Origin of the sequence: Actinomadura sp. NPDC048021, assembly GCF_040653135.1 — a bacterium.
Lineage (GTDB): Bacteria > Actinomycetota > Actinomycetes > Streptosporangiales > Streptosporangiaceae > Spirillospora > Spirillospora verrucosospora.
The window spans coordinates 197,269-214,606 of record NZ_JBEZJQ010000009.1 but is presented as its reverse complement, the minus strand read 5'-3'; the positions used below and the strand labels follow the sequence as shown (position 1 = coordinate 214,606).

The 17,338-nt window shown below is 75.3% G+C and carries 17 protein-coding genes; 9 read left to right on the top strand and 8 right to left on the bottom strand.

Going from position 1 to position 17,338, the window contains the following annotated elements; translation table 11 throughout:
- Nucleotides 1–17: 17 nt before the first annotated feature.
- Nucleotides 18–299, bottom strand: a complete 282-nt coding sequence (locus tag AB0C87_RS17365; RefSeq protein WP_345172054.1) for a metal-sensitive transcriptional regulator — start codon at nt 297–299, stop codon at nt 18–20.
- Nucleotides 300–465: 166 nt separating this feature from the next.
- Here AB0C87_RS17365 and AB0C87_RS17360 point away from each other — a divergent pair, with 166 nt between their 5' ends.
- From AB0C87_RS17360 to AB0C87_RS17350, 3 genes are all read left to right on the top strand, one after another.
- Nucleotides 466–879: an OsmC family protein gene (locus tag AB0C87_RS17360; RefSeq protein ID WP_345172056.1), complete on the top strand. Its 414-nt coding sequence runs from the start codon at nt 466–468 to the stop codon at nt 877–879.
- Nucleotides 880–973: 94 nt separating this feature from the next.
- Nucleotides 974–1,819 carry a universal stress protein gene (locus tag AB0C87_RS17355; protein WP_345172058.1) on the top strand — a complete coding sequence of 282 codons (846 nt, stop codon included), beginning with the start codon at nt 974–976 and terminating at the stop codon, nt 1,817–1,819.
- A 44-nt stretch (nt 1,820–1,863) separates the two neighbouring features.
- Nucleotides 1,864–2,334 (top strand): cyclic nucleotide-binding domain-containing protein, encoded by a 471-nt coding sequence (locus tag AB0C87_RS17350; RefSeq protein WP_345172504.1) that lies wholly within the window; start codon nt 1,864–1,866, stop codon nt 2,332–2,334.
- Between the two features lie 42 nt (nt 2,335–2,376).
- Here the strand turns inward: AB0C87_RS17350 and AB0C87_RS17345 are convergent, their stop codons facing one another.
- The 4 genes from AB0C87_RS17345 to AB0C87_RS17330 form a co-directional block, all read right to left on the bottom strand.
- Nucleotides 2,377–3,261: a universal stress protein gene (locus AB0C87_RS17345; protein WP_360578412.1), complete on the bottom strand. Its 885-nt coding sequence runs from the start codon at nt 3,259–3,261 to the stop codon at nt 2,377–2,379.
- A 90-nt stretch (nt 3,262–3,351) separates the two neighbouring features.
- Nucleotides 3,352–4,125: an FAD:protein FMN transferase gene (locus tag AB0C87_RS17340; protein WP_360578410.1), complete on the bottom strand. Its 774-nt coding sequence runs from the start codon at nt 4,123–4,125 to the stop codon at nt 3,352–3,354.
- Entirely contained in the window at nt 4,118–4,558 is a 441-nt protein-coding gene (locus tag AB0C87_RS17335; RefSeq protein WP_353834168.1) for an FMN-binding protein, read from the bottom strand. Before AB0C87_RS17335 ends, AB0C87_RS17340 begins: the two co-directional genes overlap by 8 nt.
- Nucleotides 4,559–4,572: 14 nt before the next feature.
- A complete protein-coding gene (locus tag AB0C87_RS17330) occupies nt 4,573–5,931 on the bottom strand; it encodes a ferric reductase-like transmembrane domain-containing protein (protein ID WP_345172066.1) in 1,359 nt (452 codons plus the stop codon).
- A 114-nt stretch (nt 5,932–6,045) separates the two neighbouring features.
- On the opposite strand from AB0C87_RS17330, the gene AB0C87_RS17325 reads away from it, so the two are divergent.
- Nucleotides 6,046–6,786, top strand: coding sequence for a response regulator transcription factor (locus tag AB0C87_RS17325; RefSeq protein ID WP_345172068.1), 741 nt, complete (start codon nt 6,046–6,048; stop codon nt 6,784–6,786).
- Nucleotides 6,783–8,198 (top strand): ATP-binding protein, encoded by a 1,416-nt coding sequence (locus AB0C87_RS17320; RefSeq protein WP_353834165.1) that lies wholly within the window; start codon nt 6,783–6,785, stop codon nt 8,196–8,198. The genes AB0C87_RS17325 and AB0C87_RS17320 overlap by 4 nt, the downstream gene beginning before the upstream one ends.
- A 63-nt stretch (nt 8,199–8,261) precedes the next feature.
- On the opposite strand, the gene AB0C87_RS17315 is transcribed toward AB0C87_RS17320, so the two are convergent.
- Nucleotides 8,262–9,380, bottom strand: coding sequence for a class I tRNA ligase family protein (locus AB0C87_RS17315; RefSeq protein WP_360578408.1), 1,119 nt, complete (start codon nt 9,378–9,380; stop codon nt 8,262–8,264).
- Between the two features lie 145 nt (nt 9,381–9,525).
- Between AB0C87_RS17315 and AB0C87_RS17310 the strand changes: the two genes are divergently transcribed.
- Complete coding sequence (locus tag AB0C87_RS17310; protein WP_360578406.1) at nt 9,526–12,168, top strand: GNAT family N-acetyltransferase; 2,643 nt, start codon at nt 9,526–9,528, stop codon at nt 12,166–12,168.
- 75 nt (nt 12,169–12,243) lie between these two features.
- On the opposite strand, the gene AB0C87_RS17305 is transcribed toward AB0C87_RS17310, so the two are convergent.
- Together AB0C87_RS17305 and AB0C87_RS17300 are read right to left on the bottom strand one after the other, a co-directional pair.
- The gene (locus AB0C87_RS17305) at nt 12,244–13,614 is read right to left on the bottom strand and encodes a wax ester/triacylglycerol synthase family O-acyltransferase (protein ID WP_360578405.1); all 1,371 of its coding nucleotides are present in this window, start codon (nt 13,612–13,614) and stop codon (nt 12,244–12,246) included.
- A gap of 31 nt (nt 13,615–13,645) precedes the next feature.
- The gene (locus AB0C87_RS17300) at nt 13,646–14,227 is read right to left on the bottom strand and encodes a hypothetical protein (protein WP_345172078.1); all 582 of its coding nucleotides are present in this window, start codon (nt 14,225–14,227) and stop codon (nt 13,646–13,648) included.
- 278 nt (nt 14,228–14,505) lie between these two features.
- On the opposite strand from AB0C87_RS17300, the gene AB0C87_RS17295 reads away from it, so the two are divergent.
- The 3 genes from AB0C87_RS17295 (at nt 14,506) to AB0C87_RS17285 (ending at nt 17,271) form a co-directional block, all read left to right on the top strand.
- On the top strand, nt 14,506–15,228 hold the full coding sequence (locus AB0C87_RS17295) for a hypothetical protein (RefSeq protein WP_345172080.1): 723 nt from the start codon (nt 14,506–14,508) through the stop codon (nt 15,226–15,228).
- A gap of 278 nt (nt 15,229–15,506) precedes the next feature.
- Complete coding sequence (locus tag AB0C87_RS17290) at nt 15,507–16,283, top strand: universal stress protein (RefSeq protein WP_360578402.1); 777 nt, start codon at nt 15,507–15,509, stop codon at nt 16,281–16,283.
- A gap of 121 nt (nt 16,284–16,404) precedes the next feature.
- Nucleotides 16,405–17,271 carry a universal stress protein gene (locus AB0C87_RS17285; RefSeq protein WP_360578400.1) on the top strand — a complete coding sequence of 289 codons (867 nt, stop codon included), beginning with the start codon at nt 16,405–16,407 and terminating at the stop codon, nt 17,269–17,271.
- Nucleotides 17,272–17,338 lie beyond the last annotated feature (67 nt).

Genomic DNA, 17,338 nt, shown 5'->3' with positions numbered 1-17,338 from the left:
CGGCCCTTTCGCCGTCCTCAGGAAAGGGCGAGGAAGAGCTTCTCCAGGCGCTCCGTGCTGATCGGCGGCTTCTCGCCGCGGTCGGCCGCCGCCTGGCAGTGCCGCAGCCCGGTCGAAATGATCTTGAACCCGGCCCGGTCGATCGCCTTGGAGACCGCCGCAAGCTGGGTCAGCACCCGCTCGCAGTCGTCGGCGTTCTCGATCATCGAGATCACCCCGCCCAGCTGGCCGTGCGCCCGCCGGAGCCGGGTCAGCGCGTCCGCCAGGGCGGTCGCGTCCATCTCCAGATGCTCTTCCATCGTCCACCTCCGGCGCCCACCATACCCCCTGGGGTATCCGTTCGCGCGTGAGGTGCCTCACGCCCCCACCGGGACCTCCGGCAGGACGTTCGGCTCTACCTGCGAAGACTCCCGAAAACGAGGCTTGGGTCCAAGCGAGGAACCGTCAGCAGAGGAGGTGGCACCGATGAGCGAGATGCTGGTCGTCCACCGTGAGGACGACGCCTTCGCGGTGATCGTCCGCGACCACGTGATCCACGTGGACCAGCCGTACATGGGGGGAGGCATGGACGCCGGGCCGACGCCGGTCGAGCTGTTCGTGGCGTCCCTCGCCGCGTGCACCGCGCACCACGCCCGCCGCTACCTCAAGGCGCGCTGCCTGCCCGCGAACGGGCTGGAGGTCGCCGTCGACTACGCGATGAGCCCGGAGGGCCCCGCCCGGGTGTCGCGCGTCGAGCTGCGCCTGCGCCCTCCCGTCCGGCTGCCCGACCGGGACGTGGGAGGACTGATGGCGGCCGTCATGGCCTGCACGGTCCACAACTCGATCCTCGACGCCCCCCGCGTCGGCGTGCGCCTGGAGAGCGAGCTCACGGCGGCCTGAGCGGCGCCGGAGGTCCCGCCGCCGAGGGCCGTTCGGCCCTGGGGAGCGGATCCCGCGGGCGGTGGAATGGAGGCGGACCGAGGAGGAGGGCGTCATGAGCCACGTCGTCGTCGGATACGACGGAACGAGTGAGAGTGACCGCGCCCTGCGCTGGGCGGTGGAGGAGGCCCGGTTCCGGCGGCTGCCGCTGACGGTGTGCCACGCCTGGCAGTGGCCGTATCCGATCCACTTCAGCGACCGCGAGGGCGTCGCCATCGTCCGCCGGATGGGGGAGCACATGCTCGACCACGGCGTGGCGCTGGCGCATGAGCTGGCCCCCGGCCTGAAGGTGCGCAAGCGGCTGGACACCGGAGGCCCCTCGCTGGCGCTGCTGAACCAGGAGCCGGACGCGGATCTCCTCGTCGTCGGCTCGCACCCGCCGGAGGAGAGGTCCGTCGGGTCCACCGCGCTGCGGGTGGCGGCCCAGGCCGACCATCCGGTCGCGGTCGTGCGCTCGGCCTCCTCTCCCGACGGTCTCGTGGTCGTGGGCGTGGACGGGTCCCGGGGCGCCGACGCGGCGCTGGCCTTCGGGTTCGAGGAGGCGGCGCTCCGCGGCTGGCGGCTGCGGGCGGTGTACGGGTGCTGGGATCCGGGTGCAGCGCCCGACGACGACCTGTCGCTGTTCGGCGATGAGGACAAGCTCCGCCACGTGTGCGGAACGGTCCTGGAACGGGCGGTCGCGCCCTGGCTGGTGAAGTACCCCCTTGTGCAGGCCGCGACGTCGCTGGTGCTCAGGTCGCCCCGCGAGGCCCTGCTGGAGGCGGCGGAGAGCGCGACGCTGACGGTGGTGGGCTCGCGCGGCGCCGGCGCCGTCAAGGCGCTGACGCTCGGCGCGACGAGCGACGCGCTGCTCAAGCACGCGCCCTGCACGATCACGATCGTCCCGCAGCGGGCCGGATGACGCCGGACGGCGCAGAACACCGAAGGTAGGCGAGCCAAGTGAGCATGGTGACCGCGGCCGATCTGGCACGCGAGCCGTTCTTCGACGGTATGCGGAGCCCGGACCTGACCAGGCTGGCGAAGGCGGCCCGGCACACCGACATCCCCGCGGGACGCCGCATGTTCGCGGAGTCCGCCGCGGCCGAGCGGTTCTGGCTCCTGCTCGACGGGAGCGTGGCCGTCGACATGAACCTTCCCGACGGCGGGACCCTCGTGGTCGACACCTTCGGGCCCGGGTCGGTGGTGGGCTGGTCATGGCTGTTCCGCCCGCACCGGTGGCGGTTCGGCGCGGTCGCGAGCACGCCGGTCCAGGCGATCGAGTTCGACGGCCGGCTGGTCCGGACGCTGAGCGCCGTCGACCCGTCCCTCGGCTACGAGCTGACGCGCCGCTTCGCCGAGCAGGTCGTCGGCCGCCTGGAGGCGACCCAGACCCGGCTCGCCGAGGCCGCCCCCGGCGCCCTGGGCCGCGCGGTATGACCCTTCAGACGCTGTGACCCTTCAGCCGGGGCGGGCGGCGTGTCAGTCGCGGGGGCGGACGACGGCGACGGGGCAGTGGGCGTGGTGGACGACGCCGTGGCCGACCGATCCGAGCGGGAACGAGCGGCCCCGGGACCCGACCACGACCAGGTCGGCCTCCGCCGAGGCCTGCGCGAGCGTCTGGACCGGGTGGCCGGTGACCACGTCCTCGACGACCTTGAGGTCCGGGGCGCGCCCGCGCCACGGCGCCAGGGCCGCGGCCAGGCGGTCGTGGCGGCCGTTGGCGGCGAGGTGGACGTCCGCCCCCGAGCCGGCGGCGGGCCGCCAGGCGTGCAGCACGCGGAGCCGGGCGCCGCGGGCGGCGGCCGCGGCGAACGCGTGGCCGAGCGCGGGGGCGGGGTCCTCCGCCAGGTCCAGGCCCACCACGACCTCGCCGATGGGGGTGTCGGAGTGGCCGCGGACGATGACCACCGGGCCCGGGTAGTGCCCGGCCAGGTGAAGACCGGTGGAGCCGAGCAGCAGCGAGGCGAAGCCGCCCCGGCCGCGATGCCCGACGACGACCTCGGCGGCCTCGCCGGCGTAGTGCCGCAGGCCGCCCGCCACGGTCCGGTCGTGGACGAGCATCGTCTCGACCTTGAGGCGGGGGTGCCGCCGCAGGGCCGCGTCCCGCCCGGCGCGCAGCACCGGGTTCCAGGCGTCGATGAGTGACTCGGCGTCGCCGCCCGTGTCGCCGGGCGCGGTCCTCGTCGGGGTCTCCAGGACGTGGAGGACGTGCAGTTCCTTGCCGAGGCGCGCGGCCTCGTCGGCCGCCCAGCCGATGGCGCGTTCGGAGGAGGCGGAACCGTCGGTCCCGACCAGGACCGCGCGATCGCCTGCGGTGCCCGACGATGGGGGGCCGTCAGGCCCGAAGGGGGAGGGCTTTGCCATGAACACAGCGTCGTCCGCGCGGTCGCTCGGCCGTAGGGACCTTGGTCCCCGCCTCGGACGGCGACGGTCCTTTCGCCCCGGGTTCGGCCCTCAGCCCCTCCTGGAAGGAAGCAGGGCGAAGTCCTCGAAGCCGGGCGTCCACCACAGGCCGCCCTCGGACGTGACGCCGAGTGCCTCGATCCCCGGCCGGGCCTCGAGCCAGGCGCGGGCGGCGTCGCCCATGGCGAAGGCCGCGGTGGCGAGCGCGTCGACGTCGGTGAGGTGGCGCCCGACCAGCGTGACGGAGACGAGGCCCGCGGCGGGGAGCCCGGTGCGGGGGTCGAGGATGTGCCGGCCGCGCTCGGCGGTGCCGGACGTGGCGACGGCGATGTCGCTCCCGGACACGGCGGCGATGAGGCTGCCGCGGTCGCCGGGGTCGGCGATGCCGATCCGCCACGGTTCGCCGGGCCCGGCCTCGCCGCGCGCCTGCACGTCGCCGCCGCCGTTCACGCAGTGGTCGTGGGCGCCGGCGTCGTGGAGGATCGTCGACGCCCGCTCGATCGCCCAGCCCTTGACCACGCCGCTGGGATCGAGCCGGCCCCCCGGTTCGCAGGTGAACGCGCCGCCCGTGGCCCGTTCGAACTCCGCGCCGAGGCGCAGGACCTCGGCGACCTCGGGATCGCACTCGCCGAGCTCGGCGCGGCCGTCCGCCAGGCGCGTGACCTGGCTGTCGGGGCGGTAGGGGGAGAAGACGCGGTCGACGTGGTGGAGCCAGGCGACGGCCTGCGCGAGGGCCGCGGCGATGGCCGGCGAGCGCGGCGTGCGGACGTCGAAGGAGAACACCGTCCCCATCGCGTGCTCCACGTGGCGGATCCCCTCAGGCACGGGCGCTGTCCAGGGCGCTCTGGAGGGACGTGATGTATCCCTCGCTGGTGTAGGTGGCGCCGGACACGGTGTCGATGCGCGCGCTGCCCGCCGCGAGGGCCTTCTTGGTGAGCTTGGGGAGGGCGAAGGAGGCGATCTCGCGGTCGCGGCCGTTCTCCGACGGCGAGCGCAGGACGCGGACTCCGGTGAGGTGGCCGCCCGACATCGTGATCTCGACCTGGACGGGCCCGTAGCGGGTGTCGACGCTCTCGCCCCGGTAGGTCTTGCTCACCGGGTTCGCCCCGCCGCTCGTGCCGCCGCTCGTCCCGTTGCTCGTGCCGCCGCCCGCGGTGGGCGGGGGCGCCACGGCGGTGTCGTGGTGGTGCGGCTTCAACGACAGCAGCAGCACGACTCCCGCGATCGTCGCGCTCGTGGTGAACACGGCTCGGCGCATAGGGTGCGGACCTCTCAGAACTCGAAGGATTCGGATCGGACGTGGCGGCGTCGCACGCCGGCCTGCTTCAGCGCGCCCTGGGCGGCGGCCATCATGCCGGGCGGCCCGCACAGGTAGACGTCCCGGTGCCGGATGTCGGGGACGAGGTCGCGCAGCGCCCGGCCGTCCAGCGACAGGGAGTAGTGGGACGGCTCGTCGACGAAGTAGTAGGCCCGTGCGCCGCGGACGCGGGCGATGTCGTCGAGCTCGCCGCGCAGGGCCAGGTCCTCGGGCCGGCGGGCGAGGTAGACGAGGGTCACGTCACCGGGCAGGGTCTCGAACAGCGTCCGCAGCGGGGTGATGCCGACGCCGCCGGCGATCAGCAGGGCCCGGTCGTGGTGCGGCCGCGCCCCGGTGAACCCGCCGTAGGGCCCCTCGGCCCAGACCCGCGTCCCGGGGCGGAGCCGGGCCAGCGCACGGCTGTGGTCCCCGGCCTCCTTGACGGTGATGCGGAGCCGGTGCCCGCGGGGCGGCTCGGACAGCGAGTAGGGGTTGGCCGTCCACCAGAAGCCCGGGGCGAGGAACCGCCAGCGGAAGAACTGGCCCGGTTCGGCGCGCAGCTCGTCCAGGTGGCGGCCGCTCATGTAGACGGAGACGATCCCGGGCGCCTCGGCGTGGACGGCGGTGACCCGCAGCCCGTGCCGGATCCCGCGCACGGCGGGCATCAGGAACCGGAACCAGGCGAGGGTGACGGCGACGCCGATGTACAGGGTGTACCAGGCGGCCTTCGCCAGGGGCGATCCGGCGAACTGGGCTCCGTTGGCGAGCTGGTGCGAGAACGCCAGGAAGATGGCCAGGTAGGTCGCGAAGTGCAGGTAGTGCCAGGTCTCGTAGCGCATCCGCCGCCGGGCGGCCCTCGCGGACGTGATCCCGATGCCGAGGAGGAGCAGGAACCCGGCCGTGCCCTTGATCATCTCCGGGTAGTCGACGACCACCGTCGCCGTCTCGTGGACGACGTCGGTGCGGGCCGTCACCGCGTACCCCCAGATGATCAGGAGGGCGTGCGCCAGCGCGAGGCAGACGGTGTACCGCCCGCCCATCGCGTGCCAGCGGGCGAGCCGGTCGGTGCCCACGCCCCGTTCGAGCGCCGGCACGCGGGCCATCAGGGCCAGCAGGACGGCGCAGCCGTATCCCGCCAGCAGCCCGGTGACGCGCCCGGCCTCGGTCAGCCAGCCGTCCAGACCGGTGATCGAGCCGGTGCTCCGCCACCACAGCGCCAGCACCGCGAGCGCGCCGGCGTAGATCAGTACCTGCGGCCACCAGTGCGGGACGCGCCACGACGGCCGCCTGACCTGCGGGGTCGGCCGCATGATGTCGTACCTGGTCGTCGTCATGGCGGCCACCCTGCCAACGCAGTTTCTGAGTTCCCTCTGACGCGATGGGGAATGGCGTCTCTCAGAGCCTTTTCAGAGGGAAGGCAGAGGTTGGAGAGGGATGCTGGTCCGACCATGACAAAGGACGAACCCGCGGTGGCGGGCCTGCGGCGGGCCGACGGGACGCCCGTGCGGGTCCTCGTCGTCGACGACGAACCGGACCTGGCGGAGGTGCTGTCGCGCGTGCTGGCCTCGGAGGGCTGGTCGGTGCGGAGTGCCGGGGACGGCGCGGGCGCGCTCGCCGCCGCGCGCGACTTCCGCCCCGACGCCGTCGTGCTGGACGTGATGCTCCCCGACATCGACGGCCTGCAGGTGCTGCGGCGGCTGCGCGCCGACTCGCCCGAGGTGTGCGTGCTGTTCCTGACCGCCAAGGACGCCGTCGAGGACCGCATCGCCGGCATCACCGCGGGCGGCGACGACTACGTGACCAAGCCGTTCAGCCTGGAGGAGGTGCTGGCGCGGCTCCGGGGGCTGCTGCGCCGGGCGGGCATGGCGCGGACGGCCGGCACGGACCGGCTGCTCACCGTCGGCGCCCTGGCCATGGACGAGGACGCCCGGGAGGTGACCCGCGACGGAGAGGTCGTGGAGCTGACGCCCACCGAGTTCGAGCTGCTGCGGTTCCTGATGCGCAACCCGCGCCGGGTCCTCAGCAAGGCCCAGATCCTCGACCGCGTCTGGGACTACGACTTCGGCGGGCAGGCCCACGTCGTCGAGCTGTACATCAGCTACCTGCGCAAGAAGATCGACGCGGGCCGGGCACCGATGATCCACACGGTGCGCGGCGTCGGGTACGTGCTGAAGCCGGGGGCCTCGTGAGGGGCCTGCGGACGCTGCGGGCACGGCTCACCGCCGGGCTGCTCGTCCTGCTGGCGCTGAGCTGCCTCGCCGTGGGCATCGCCACAGCGACGGCGCTCGACCGGTTCCTGATGGGGCGGCTGGACGAGCAGCTGACCGCGTCCGGCGGGCGGTTCCCGGCGAGCCTCGAACACGAGCGGCGCCATGACGCCGACAACGGTCCGGACACCCGGGGGCAGGCGCCGGGGACGTTCGGCGCGCGGCTGTTCCGCCGGACGGTGACGGAGGCCGCGGTCGTGCGCGACAGCTCCGACGTGCCCGTGCCGCTCGACGCCGCCGACCGGCGCGCCCTCGCCGCACTCCCGCCCGACGGCCGGGCGCGCTCGCTCGACCTGTCGGCGCTGGCGGAGTACCGGATGATGGCGCTCCGCGGCGACGACGGGGACGTCCTGGTCACCGGGCTGCCGCTGCGGCCCGCCGAGGAGACGCTGCGCCGCGTCATCCTGGTGGAGGCGATCGTCTTCGCGGCCGTGCTCGCCGCCGCCGGGATCGCGGCGGCGGCGTGGGTCGGGCTGGCCCTGCGCCCGCTGCGGCGGGTCGCCGCGACCGCGTCCCGGGTGACCGAGCTGCCGCTGGCCAGCGGGGAGGTGGCGATGCCCGAGCGCGTCCCCGACACCGATCCCCGCACCGAGGTCGGGCAGGTCGGCGCCGCGCTGAACCGGATGCTCGGCCATGTCGAGAACGCGCTGGCCCGCCGGCACGCGAGCGAGGAGCGGCTCCGCCGCTTCGCCGCCGACGCGAGCCACGAGCTGCGCACCCCCGTCGCCGCGATCCGGGGCCACGCCGAACTCGCCCTGCGCACCACCGAGCCCGTTCCGCCCGAGGTGCGGCACGCGCTCGGACGGATCGAGGCCGAGTCGGTCCGGATGTCCGAACTGGTCGACGACCTGCTCCTCCTCGCCCGCCTGGACGCCGGCCGCCCGCTGGAGACGGACCAGGTGGACCTGACCCGCATCGTGCTGGACGCCACCGCCGACGCCCGCGCCGCCGGCCCGCGGCACCGCTGGGAACTGGTGCTCCCGGAGGAACCGGTGACCGTCACCGGGGACGCCCGGCGCCTCCACCAGCTGGTCGCCAACCTGCTCGCCAACGCGCGCGCCCACACGCCTCCCGGCACCCACGTCACCGTGAGGCTCGCGGACCGGGGGGACGCCGTGCTCCTCGACGTGGAGGACGACGGCCCCGGCATTCCGGCCGGCCTGCGCGAGGAGATCTTCCAGCGGTTCGTCCGCGCCGACCAGAGCCGGTCCCGCAGCGCGGGCGGCACGGGACTCGGACTGGCCATCGTCCAGGCGGTGGCCGCCGCCCACGGCGGCCGCGCCGAACTCGTCGAGGCCCAGCACACGCTGTTCCGCGTGACCCTTCCGCACTGAGTCAGCGGCCCGCCCGCACCCCTGCGCGGGGCGCGCCACGTGCGCCGGCGCCCGGGCGGCCGCTCAGCCGAGGGCCAGGACCCGCGTCACCAGGCGAGCGGTCCGGCCGCCCTCCTGCTCCGCCACTTCGAGCGCCGTCCGCACGTCGAGGTCGTCGAGCAGCGCCCGCGTCACGGCGGCCTCCGCCGCGGGGGAGGAGCGGCCGCGGCCCGCCGCCGCGAGGAGGCGGTCCAGCCCTTCCGCGGCGCGGTCGAGGGCGCCGGGCGTGTACTCCCACTCCCGCGCCCAGGGCTCGGCGAGGAGCATGAAACGGACCGCGGAGGCCGGGTGGTCCTGGACCAGATCGGAGACCAGCACCAGGTTGCCGGTGGACTTGGCCATCTTGGCGCCGTCCCGGCGGACCACCCCGACGTGCAGCCAGGCCCGGGAGAACGGCCGCACGCCGGTCAGCGCCTCGGCCATGGCCGCCTCGTAGGCGTGGTGGGGGAACCGCAGGTCTTCGCCGCCGGCGTGCAGGTCCAGCGCCGGGCCGAAGGCCGTCATCGCCATCGCGGCGCACTCGGCGTGCCAGCCGGGCCGCCCCGCGCTCCAGGGGCTGGGCCAGGCGGGCTCGCCCGACCGCGACGGCCGCCAGACCGCGACGTCGAACGGGTCGTCCCTGCCGGGGTCGTCGGGCGCGTCGCCGTACTCGGCGAGGAGCGCGCGTGCCCGGCCGGCGTCGAGGCCGGCGCGCCGGGGGACCTCGCCGCCGCGGAAGTGGACCGCGCCGCCCCGCACGTAGGCGTGTCCGGAGGCGAGGAGTCCCTGGGCCAGCGCGACGACCTCGCCGACATGGTTGTGCGCGCGGGGCTGGTGGTCGACGGCGTGGACCCCGAGGACCTCCAGGTCGCGTTCGAAGTAGAACTGCTGGACGGCGGCGAAGCTGTCGTACGGGCTGCCCGCACGGTGCGCGGCCTGGTCCAGCACGTCGTCGACGTCGGTGACGTTCCGGCACACGCGCACCTCGCCGCCCGCGTGCCGCAGGACCCGGGCGGCGACGTCGGCCCAGACGAAGGTGCGGGCATGGCCGAGATGGGTCGCGTCGTACGGGGTGATCCCGCAGACGTACATGCGGGCGGGGCCGACGACCGGGAGGGGGCGGCCGCCGATCCGCAGCGTGCGGCCGGGCGAGTTGAGATCCACGAGAGCGCCGCTCCTCAGGATGGCGGAACCGGTGTTCCCCCCTGTCCTACCCGGCGGGCCTCTCCGGGGCGTGGGGACGAAGGTCCCGACGACCCGTGACCTTGGGACGCTGACCGGCCGCGCCGCCCCGTCCGACGCTGGGGGCATGACGAAGAGCCTTTCCGGCGCGCGTGTCTTCGCGCTGCTGACCGACGGGACGCAGGTCGAGATCCGGCGGCTCGGGGAGGCGGACCGGGCGGCGGTGCGCGACCTGCACCGCGGCCTCAGCGAGGAGAGTCTCCACCTGCGGTTCTTCGGCCTCAACCGGGCCGTCTCCGAGCAGGTCGCGGGCCGGGTCTGCCGGACGGACTGCGACGGCCACGCCGCGCTCGGCGCGTGGCTGCGCGGCGGACTGGTCGGCGTCGCCGAGTACGAGCCGACCGACGTGCCCGGAGAGGCCGAGTTCGCGATGGCGGTGGCCGACCGGATGCACCACCGCGGGGTCGGGACGCTGCTGCTGGAGCACCTCGCGTCCGTGGCCCGGGACCACGGGATCGTGGCCTTCCGCGCCGACACGCTGGCCGAGAACACCGCGATGCTGCGGGTCTTCGCCGACGCCGGAATGACGGCGCGGCGCCGGTTCTCGGGAGGCGTGGTCGAGCTGACCCTGCCGCTGGTCTCCGACGAGCGCTACCTGGACGCGGTGGCCGAGCGGGAGCGGTGCGCCGACGTCGCCAGCCTGGAGCCGCTGATGCGGCCGCGGACGGTCGCGGTCGTCGGCGCGTCCCGGCGGCCGGGGACGGTCGGCGCCGAGATCCTCCGCAACCTCCTCTCCGCCGGCTTCGGCGGCGCCGTGTACGCGGTGAACCCGCACGCCGCCGGCGGCGACCTGCACGGCGCGCCGTGCGTGGCGGCGCCCGCCGACCTGCCGGAGCGGCCCGACCTGGCCGTCGTCACCGTGCCCGCCGGCGCGGTGGTCCGCGCGGCGGCCGAATGCGGGCGGTACGGGGTCCGCGCGCTGGTGGTGGTCAGCTCGGGGCTGACCGCCGGCCAGGGGCGCGACCTGCTGGCGGTCTGCCGGGAGCACGGCATGCGGCTGGTCGGCCCGAACTGCCTGGGGACGGCCAACACCGAGATCTCCCTCGACGCGACGTTCGGCGCCCGGCACCCCGTCCCCGGGGGCGCGGGGGTGGTGGTGCAGTCGGGCGGCGTCGGGATCGCGCTGCTGGAGCAGCTGTCCCGGCTGGGGATCGGGATCTCCTCGTTCGCCTCGGTCGGCGACAAGTACGACGTCAGCTCCAACGACCTGCTCATGTGGTGGGAGTCGGACGAGACGACCCGGCTCGGCGTCCTGCACGTGGAGTCGTTCGGCAACCCGCGCAAGTTCGCCAGGACGGCCCGGCGGGTGGCGGCCCGGATGCCGCTGCTGACCGTCCTCGCCGGGCGGTCGGCGCCCGGCACGCGGGCGGCCGCCTCCCACACCGCGGCCGCCGCGACCCCCGAGATCACCCGCCGGGCCCTGTTCGAGCAGGCGGGCATCGTCGCCACCGACGACCTCGGGGAGCTGGTGGACGCCGCCGCGCTGCTGGCCGCCCAGCCGCTCCCGGACGGGCCGCGCGTCGCGGTGGTGTCCAACGCGGGCGGGGCGGGCGTGCTGGCGGCCGACGCCTGCGCCGACGCCGGACTCTCCGTCCCCGTCCTGACGCCGGCGACGCGGCGTCGCCTCTCCGGCCTCCTGCCCGCGTGCGCGGCGGTCGCCAACCCGGTCGACACCACGGCCGGGGTCTCCGCCGAGCTGTTCCGGAGCGCCCTGGACGCGGTCGCCGCGGACGGGTCCGTCGACGCCGTCCTGGCGCTGGTGGCGCCGACCGCGCTCGCGGACCTGCGCGGAGCGCTCGGCGGCTGCGGCAAGCCGCTCGCCGCGGTCGTGCTCGGGCAGCCCGAGACCGTCGTGGTCAACGAGCGCGGCGTGCCCTGCTACGCCTACCCGGAGAACGCCGTCCGCGCGTTCGCCCGCGCCTTCTCCTACGCGCGGCGGCGGGGCGCCCCGCCCGGCGCGCCGCCCGCGCTGACCGGGCTGATGCCGGTCGAGGCGGCGGGCATCATCGACGGGTTCCTGTCCGCGAGACCGGAGGGCGGCTGGCTGCCGCCCGTCGGCACCTTCCGGTTGCTGGAGTCCTACGGGCTTCCGCTCGCCCCCTGGTGCTGGGCGCGCACCGAGGAGGAGGCCGCGTCGGCGGCCCGCGAGATGGGCGTCCCGGTGGCGATGAAGGCGCACGTGCCCGGAGTCGTGCACAAGACCGCCGCCGGAGCCCTGCGGCTCGGCCTGGACGGCGACCGCGAGGTCCGAGAGGCGTTCGGGAGCCTCGCCGGACGGTTCGGCGGCGCCCTGGAGGGCGTGGTCGTCCAGGCCATGGTGGACGAGGGCGTCGAGGTGCTGTGCGGCGCCGTCCAGGAAGAGGTGTTCGGAGCCGTCGTGGTCTTCGGTGCGGGCGGCTTCGACGCCGACGCCCTGGCCGACCGCACCGCCCGCCTCGCCCCGCTGACGGCGCGGGAGGCCGACGACCTGATCCGCGAGCCGCGCCTGTCCGCCCTGCTGCTCGGCCATCCCGCCCGCCCCGCGGGCGACCTCGCCGCCCTGCGCGACCTCCTGCTCCGGCTGTCCAGGCTGGCGGCCGAGCATCCCGAGATCGCCGAGCTCGACCTCAATCCCACCGTCGTCCGGCCCGACGGCGCGGTGGCCGTCGACGCCCGTGTCCGGCTCCTTCCCCGGCGCGCCTGGGACCCCTACCTGCGCCGCCTGAGATGACGGGACGCCGCGTACGTTCCTGGTGAACGCCGTGCTCGCGCCGCCCCAGCGAGTTCCGCCGCCGTGCGCGGGCGGTCATGCCGGAACCTTCCGCGCCGCCTCCTTGAGGAGCTCGTCGACGCCCTCGCGGATGCCCGCGCACAGGATCGGCAGGTCGGGCAGGGCGTCGCGGTCGCCGGTGATCCCGAACGACAGGACGCCGTCGTAGGAGATGATGCCGACGGAGACGCGCGACCCGGCGGCGATGGGGATGTAGGGGTCCATCTCCAGCATCCGCCGCCCCATCGCGTACAGCGGGAACGAGGGGCCGGGCACGTTCGTGACGATCGTGTGGACCAGGGGCTGCCGCAGCCGCAGCGCCGTGCGGGCCGCCACGGCGAGCAGCCCGGGGGCGGCGCCGACGAGCCGCAGGAAGGCGTCGAGCCCGGCCGCCTGGTCCGCGCTCTTCGCGCCGTCCATCTGCTCCCGCAGCAGGCGGAGGCGGCGCAGGGGGTCGGGCTCCCCGCAGGGCAGGTCGACCAGCACCGCCGACACCCGGTTCGTCAGGATCCCGCGCTCGTCGGGCGACCGGACCGAGACGGGCACCAGGGCGCGGACGGCCGACTCCGCGGTGAGCACGCCCCGGGCGGCCAGCAGCGACCGGAAACCGGAGGCGGTCGCGGCGAGCACCACGTCGTTGACCGATCCGCCGAGGGCGCACCTGATCCGGTTCACCTCGTCCAGGCCCGCGCAGGTCCGCGACCAGCGCCGGAGGGGAGCGGTCGGGCCGTTGAGCGAGGACGCGCCGGGGCCGGTGAGGCGCGCGGCGTAGCCGGGGGCCGCGCCCGCGACGGCGATCGACTCGCGCAGGGCCGGGAGGAAGAGCCGGGCGGCCTGCCGGCCGAACCCCCTCAGCCGGTCCGCCACGGCGCCGCGCACGACGGCCCGCGCGGACGGTTCCGGGGCGGGCGTCCACAGCCGGGGACCGGCGGGCGACCATCCGGGGCCGGCGTCGAGCAGGACGCTCAGCAGGTCGATCCCCGCGAGCCCGTCGACCATGCAGTGGTGCACCTTGGAGATCAGGGCCCAGCGTCCGTGCTCCAGCCCCTCGACCAGCCACACCTCCCACGGGGAGCGGGTGAGGTCCAGCCGCCTGCCGAGGACGCGGCCCGCCAGCTCCCGCAGCTCGTCCGGGCCGCCGGGCGCGGGCGCCTCCACGTGCCGGACGTGGTCCGCCATCCGGAAGCCGCGGTCGTCGATCCAGACCGGGTGCGCGAGGTGGAGCGGGACGGTCCGGACGCGCTGCCGGCAGCGGGGAGCGAACCGGAGCCTGGCGAAGATCTCCCGGACCAGCTCCGCGTGGCCGGGCGCGGGGCCCTCGAACACGGTCACCGTGCCGATCTGGAGCGGCGTGGTGTCGTTGTCGGCGAAGAACATCCCCGCGTCCAGCGCGTTCATCCGCTGCATCCCGCACCTCCGGCGTGCCGTCTCGGGTCTGCTAGGCCGAACGGGAGCGGCGGTCGAAGTCGGCCCACTCCTCGTCCCACTGCCGGTACCGGCGCCTGTCGCAACCCCAGCGGAACGCGAGGTAGACGGTGAGCATCGGCAGCCCCGTCACCGCCAGGACGGCCGCGCCGGCCGACACGTCGTCACCGATCGTCCGCGCGTGCTTCCGCGGGCCCATCTCTCCGAGGGTGTGGCGGGGACCCGTCCAGAGCACGCGGTGCTCGCCGACCACGGTCGCGCGCCAGCTGGTGTACCGGCCGTTGTGCGGAGTGCCGTCCGCGCCGGTCCAGACCACGTTGACCTCGCGTCCGGACTCCAGCTGCGTGACCCCGACCACCGTCGCGTCGACGCGGTGGCGCGTCGCGGCCTCGTACCGTTCGGCGCGGACCCCCGCGGCATCGACGGACGAGACCACGTGGGCGCAGGCGATCGGTGCGGCGACCAGGAAGAGCAGGAGCAGAAGGAGCCCGACGCGCCACTGCGCCCGATCGACCCTCCGCCGCAGGTCGTTGCCGTCGAGCCCGCAGCGGCGCCGCAGGCGGTCCGCGTGTGTGCCGGCGTCCGGCGGCCTCATGCCTGCTCCCCGGGTCGATGACCGAACGACCTCGGAAGTCGCCCTCAACGGCTCATCCCTCCAAGTACCTCCAGCCTTTCCCGGGGACGCGCCGGGCGCCACGGACGGATGTCCTCGACGCCGCGGCCCGAAGGTCCCTTTCTCCGGTCCGGCGACGGCGCGCCGCCAGGTCAGAAGGGACGAACGTCCCCGGCCGGCGTGGCGAAGGCCTCTGCCGGACCGGACCGCCGCCCGCCAGCGTGGAACCCGAGCGGTCATCGACTGGGGGAGGACTCGCCATGAGCAAGAGGGTTCGCGGTCTCGCGCTCGCCTGCGGCGCGGCAGCCGCCTACGCGGCCGCGGTCCGTCCCGCGCTGCTGTCCTGGGGGGCCACCGACACGGAGGCGGAGACCTCGTATCCGAGCGACGAGCTGATCGAGAACGCGACGAGCCAGTCCACCATGGCGGTGTCGCTGCCCGCGCCGCCGGAGGCGGTCTGGCCGTGGCTGGTGCAGATGGGATACGGGCGGGGCGGCTGGTACAGCTGGGACCTGCTCGACAACAGGGGGCGGCCGAGCACGGACCGCATCGTTCCGGAATGGCAGGATCTGGCGGCGGGCGACCGCGTGCCCACGGTCCCCGGCGGGACGACCTACTTCCGCGTCGAGGTCCTCGATCCGGGCAGGACCCTGGTGCTGCGGAGCGACATCGAGCTGCCGTCCGGAAGGTCGTTCGACCCGCGCGGACCGAAGCCGCGGGCGTACGCGGACGGGCTCTGGGCCTTCCACCTCCACCGCCTGCCCGACGGGTGCACGCGCCTGATCGTGCGGACGCGCGGACACGGGGTGCCGTCGGTCCCGGACCGCCTGTTCACCTGGCTCCTCGGGGAGCCGGCGCACTTCATCATGCAGCACAGGCAGTTCCGCGAGCTCCGCCGGCGCGTCGCCCGGCGCGGGTTCGCCGGTCTGGAGGACGCGGAGGCCGCCCGGCCCCGCCGAGGGGACCTTCGGCTCCTCCGCTGACCAGCCCGCCGGAGCACATACTCCCGTCCCAGGCCCGAGGCGAACGAAGGACTTTCGTCCCTGTACCGGGCGCCGGCGGCGAGATGGAATGAAACCGGGCGAGAGAAGTCGAGCGGAAAGGGACGGAGAAGTGGGAGACCACGCACCGTCCATCTCGAAACGCTGCCTAAGCGGCGGAGGGCTTCTCCCGCCCCCTTCACGTTCCGCGGACGCCGTCTCCCGGCCACCGGCCGGGAACGCCTTTTGCGGATCCATCCGGACGGAGACGGGGGTTCGCGATGTCCGACGGAAGCGGTGCGCGCGAGGTGGTCGTCGGATTCGACGGGTCGGTGTACGCCATGCAGGCGCTGGACTGGGCGCTGGACGAGGCGGAGCTGCGCGGATCTCCGCTGGTGCTGTGCCACGCGTGGCACTGGCCCTACCAGGGGGTCGCCCCCGAACTGGAGGAGGCGGGCCGGCGGTCGCTGCACGAGGCGGCGCAGCACGTGCTGGCCCACGGCGTCGAGTGCGCCCGGCAGCGCACGGCCGGGGTCGCGGTCAGGCCGGTGTCGGAGGAGGGGTCGGCGGCGGAGCGGCTCACGGAGCTGTCGGCCGGCGCCGAGCTCCTGGTGCTCGGGTCCCGCGGGCTCGGGCGGCTCGCGCGCGTGCCCGTCGGCTCGGTCGCCGCCCACGTCGCCGTGCACGCGCGATGCCCGGTCATCGTGGTCAGGGGCGTGGGCGCGCTGCCCCGCCCCGGAAGCCCGGCGCCGGTCGTGGCCGTGGTGGACGGTTCGCCCGCGGCGCGGAGCGCGCTCGCGTTCGCCGCGCGTGAGGCGGAGCTGCGGCAGCTTCCCGTGAAGACCGTCTCCTCGGGCGCCGAGGGGGAGGAGGCGCCGGGGGCGGAGCGCGGGCACCCCGAGAACCCGCTCGCCCCTCCGCCCGAAGCGCTGCGGGAGGCCGCGCAGGAGGCGCGCCTCCTGGTGGTCGGGGCCGCGCATCCCGCGTTCGGCTCGGTCGCGCAGTGGCTGCTGTACAACGCAGTCTGCCCGATCGCCGTGGTGCCGCTCGCCCGGTGACGCGGGTGGCGGACGAGGGCCGAAGGTCCCTGATCCTGCGGACCGTCGCCCCTCCTGCGCGGGGCCACGGCGGGCGAGTCTGGACTCGACCCGGCAGGAACCCCCGAAGGAGAGTTCGCACATGAACGACGAGCCGATCACCGGAGTGGTCGTTGGCTACGACGGCTCCACGGGCGGTGTGCAGGCCCTGGAGTGGGCCGCCGCCGAGGCCCGCATCCGGGGCCTGCCCCTGACCGTGCTCCACGTGTGGGACGTCTACGTCGGGGGCGGCCCGATCGCCATGCCGCTCGTCGACCTGCGCGCCGTGGCGGAGGAGAACCTCGGCAACGGGGTCGAGCACGTCCGGAAGGTGGCGCCGGGCCTGAGCGTGCGGGGCGTGCTGGCGCGGGGGCAGGCGGCGGCGCGGCTGATCGAGGCCGGGCACGGCGCGGACATGCTCGTCCTCGGCCCGCGGGGGCTCGGCGGGTTCGTCGGGCTGGTGCTCGGTTCCGTCGGCGCGCAGGTGGCCGCGCACGCCCCCTGCCCGGTCGTGATCGTCCGGGGCGACCTCGTCCCGCCGCCGGAGCAGGTGCACGGGCACGTCGTCGTCGGCGTGGACGGGTCGCCGGCGTCGCGCGAGGCGCTGGCGCTGGGCTTCGCCGAGGCCGCCGCGCACGGCTGGGACGTGCGCGCGGTCGTCGCCTGGGAGGCGGTGCCGGAGAAGGAGGTGCCCCCGCTGGTGGACGAGGCGGGGATGCGGGACGCCGCCGCGGCCAGGATGGCCCGGCTGATGATCCCGTCGCGCGAGCTCCACCCCGACGTGAAGGTCCAGATCGACATCGTGACCGGGGCGCCGCGCGAGGTGCTGCTGGCCGCCGCGGAGGAGGCGCGCCTGCTGGTCGTCGGCTCGCGGGGCCTCGGAGGCTTCCGCGGCCTGCTGCTCGGCTCGGTCAGCCACGCCCTGCTGCACCACGCGCCCTGCCCGGTCGCGGTCGTGCACGCGGCCTGAGCAGGGCGGGCGGCCGGTCCGCCGCCCGGACGGGCTTCCGCGGGACCGCCGGCTGCGGTCCCGCGGA

Bases quoted from the DNA above. Each gene is read 5' to 3' on its own strand.
- AB0C87_RS17365 (WP_345172054.1), bottom strand. From the start codon at position 299: ATGGAAGAGCATCTGGAGATGGACGCGACCGCCCTGGCGGACGCGCTG.
- AB0C87_RS17360 (WP_345172056.1), top strand. From the start codon at position 466: ATGAGCGAGATGCTGGTCGTCCACCGTGAGGACGACGCCTTCGCGGTG.
- AB0C87_RS17355 (WP_345172058.1), top strand. From the start codon at position 974: ATGAGCCACGTCGTCGTCGGATACGACGGAACGAGTGAGAGTGACCGC.
- AB0C87_RS17350 (WP_345172504.1), top strand. From the start codon at position 1,864: ATGGTGACCGCGGCCGATCTGGCACGCGAGCCGTTCTTCGACGGTATG.
- AB0C87_RS17345 (WP_360578412.1), bottom strand. From the start codon at position 3,261: ATGGCAAAGCCCTCCCCCTTCGGGCCTGACGGCCCCCCATCGTCGGGC.
- AB0C87_RS17335 (WP_353834168.1), bottom strand. From the start codon at position 4,558: ATGCGCCGAGCCGTGTTCACCACGAGCGCGACGATCGCGGGAGTCGTG.
- AB0C87_RS17330 (WP_345172066.1), bottom strand. From the start codon at position 5,931: ATGACGACGACCAGGTACGACATCATGCGGCCGACCCCGCAGGTCAGG.
- AB0C87_RS17325 (WP_345172068.1), top strand. From the start codon at position 6,046: ATGACAAAGGACGAACCCGCGGTGGCGGGCCTGCGGCGGGCCGACGGG.
- AB0C87_RS17310 (WP_360578406.1), top strand. From the start codon at position 9,526: ATGACGAAGAGCCTTTCCGGCGCGCGTGTCTTCGCGCTGCTGACCGAC.
- AB0C87_RS17305 (WP_360578405.1), bottom strand. From the start codon at position 13,614: ATGCAGCGGATGAACGCGCTGGACGCGGGGATGTTCTTCGCCGACAAC.
- AB0C87_RS17300 (WP_345172078.1), bottom strand. From the start codon at position 14,227: ATGAGGCCGCCGGACGCCGGCACACACGCGGACCGCCTGCGGCGCCGC.
- AB0C87_RS17295 (WP_345172080.1), top strand. From the start codon at position 14,506: ATGAGCAAGAGGGTTCGCGGTCTCGCGCTCGCCTGCGGCGCGGCAGCC.
- AB0C87_RS17290 (WP_360578402.1), top strand. From the start codon at position 15,507: ATGTCCGACGGAAGCGGTGCGCGCGAGGTGGTCGTCGGATTCGACGGG.
- AB0C87_RS17285 (WP_360578400.1), top strand. From the start codon at position 16,405: ATGAACGACGAGCCGATCACCGGAGTGGTCGTTGGCTACGACGGCTCC.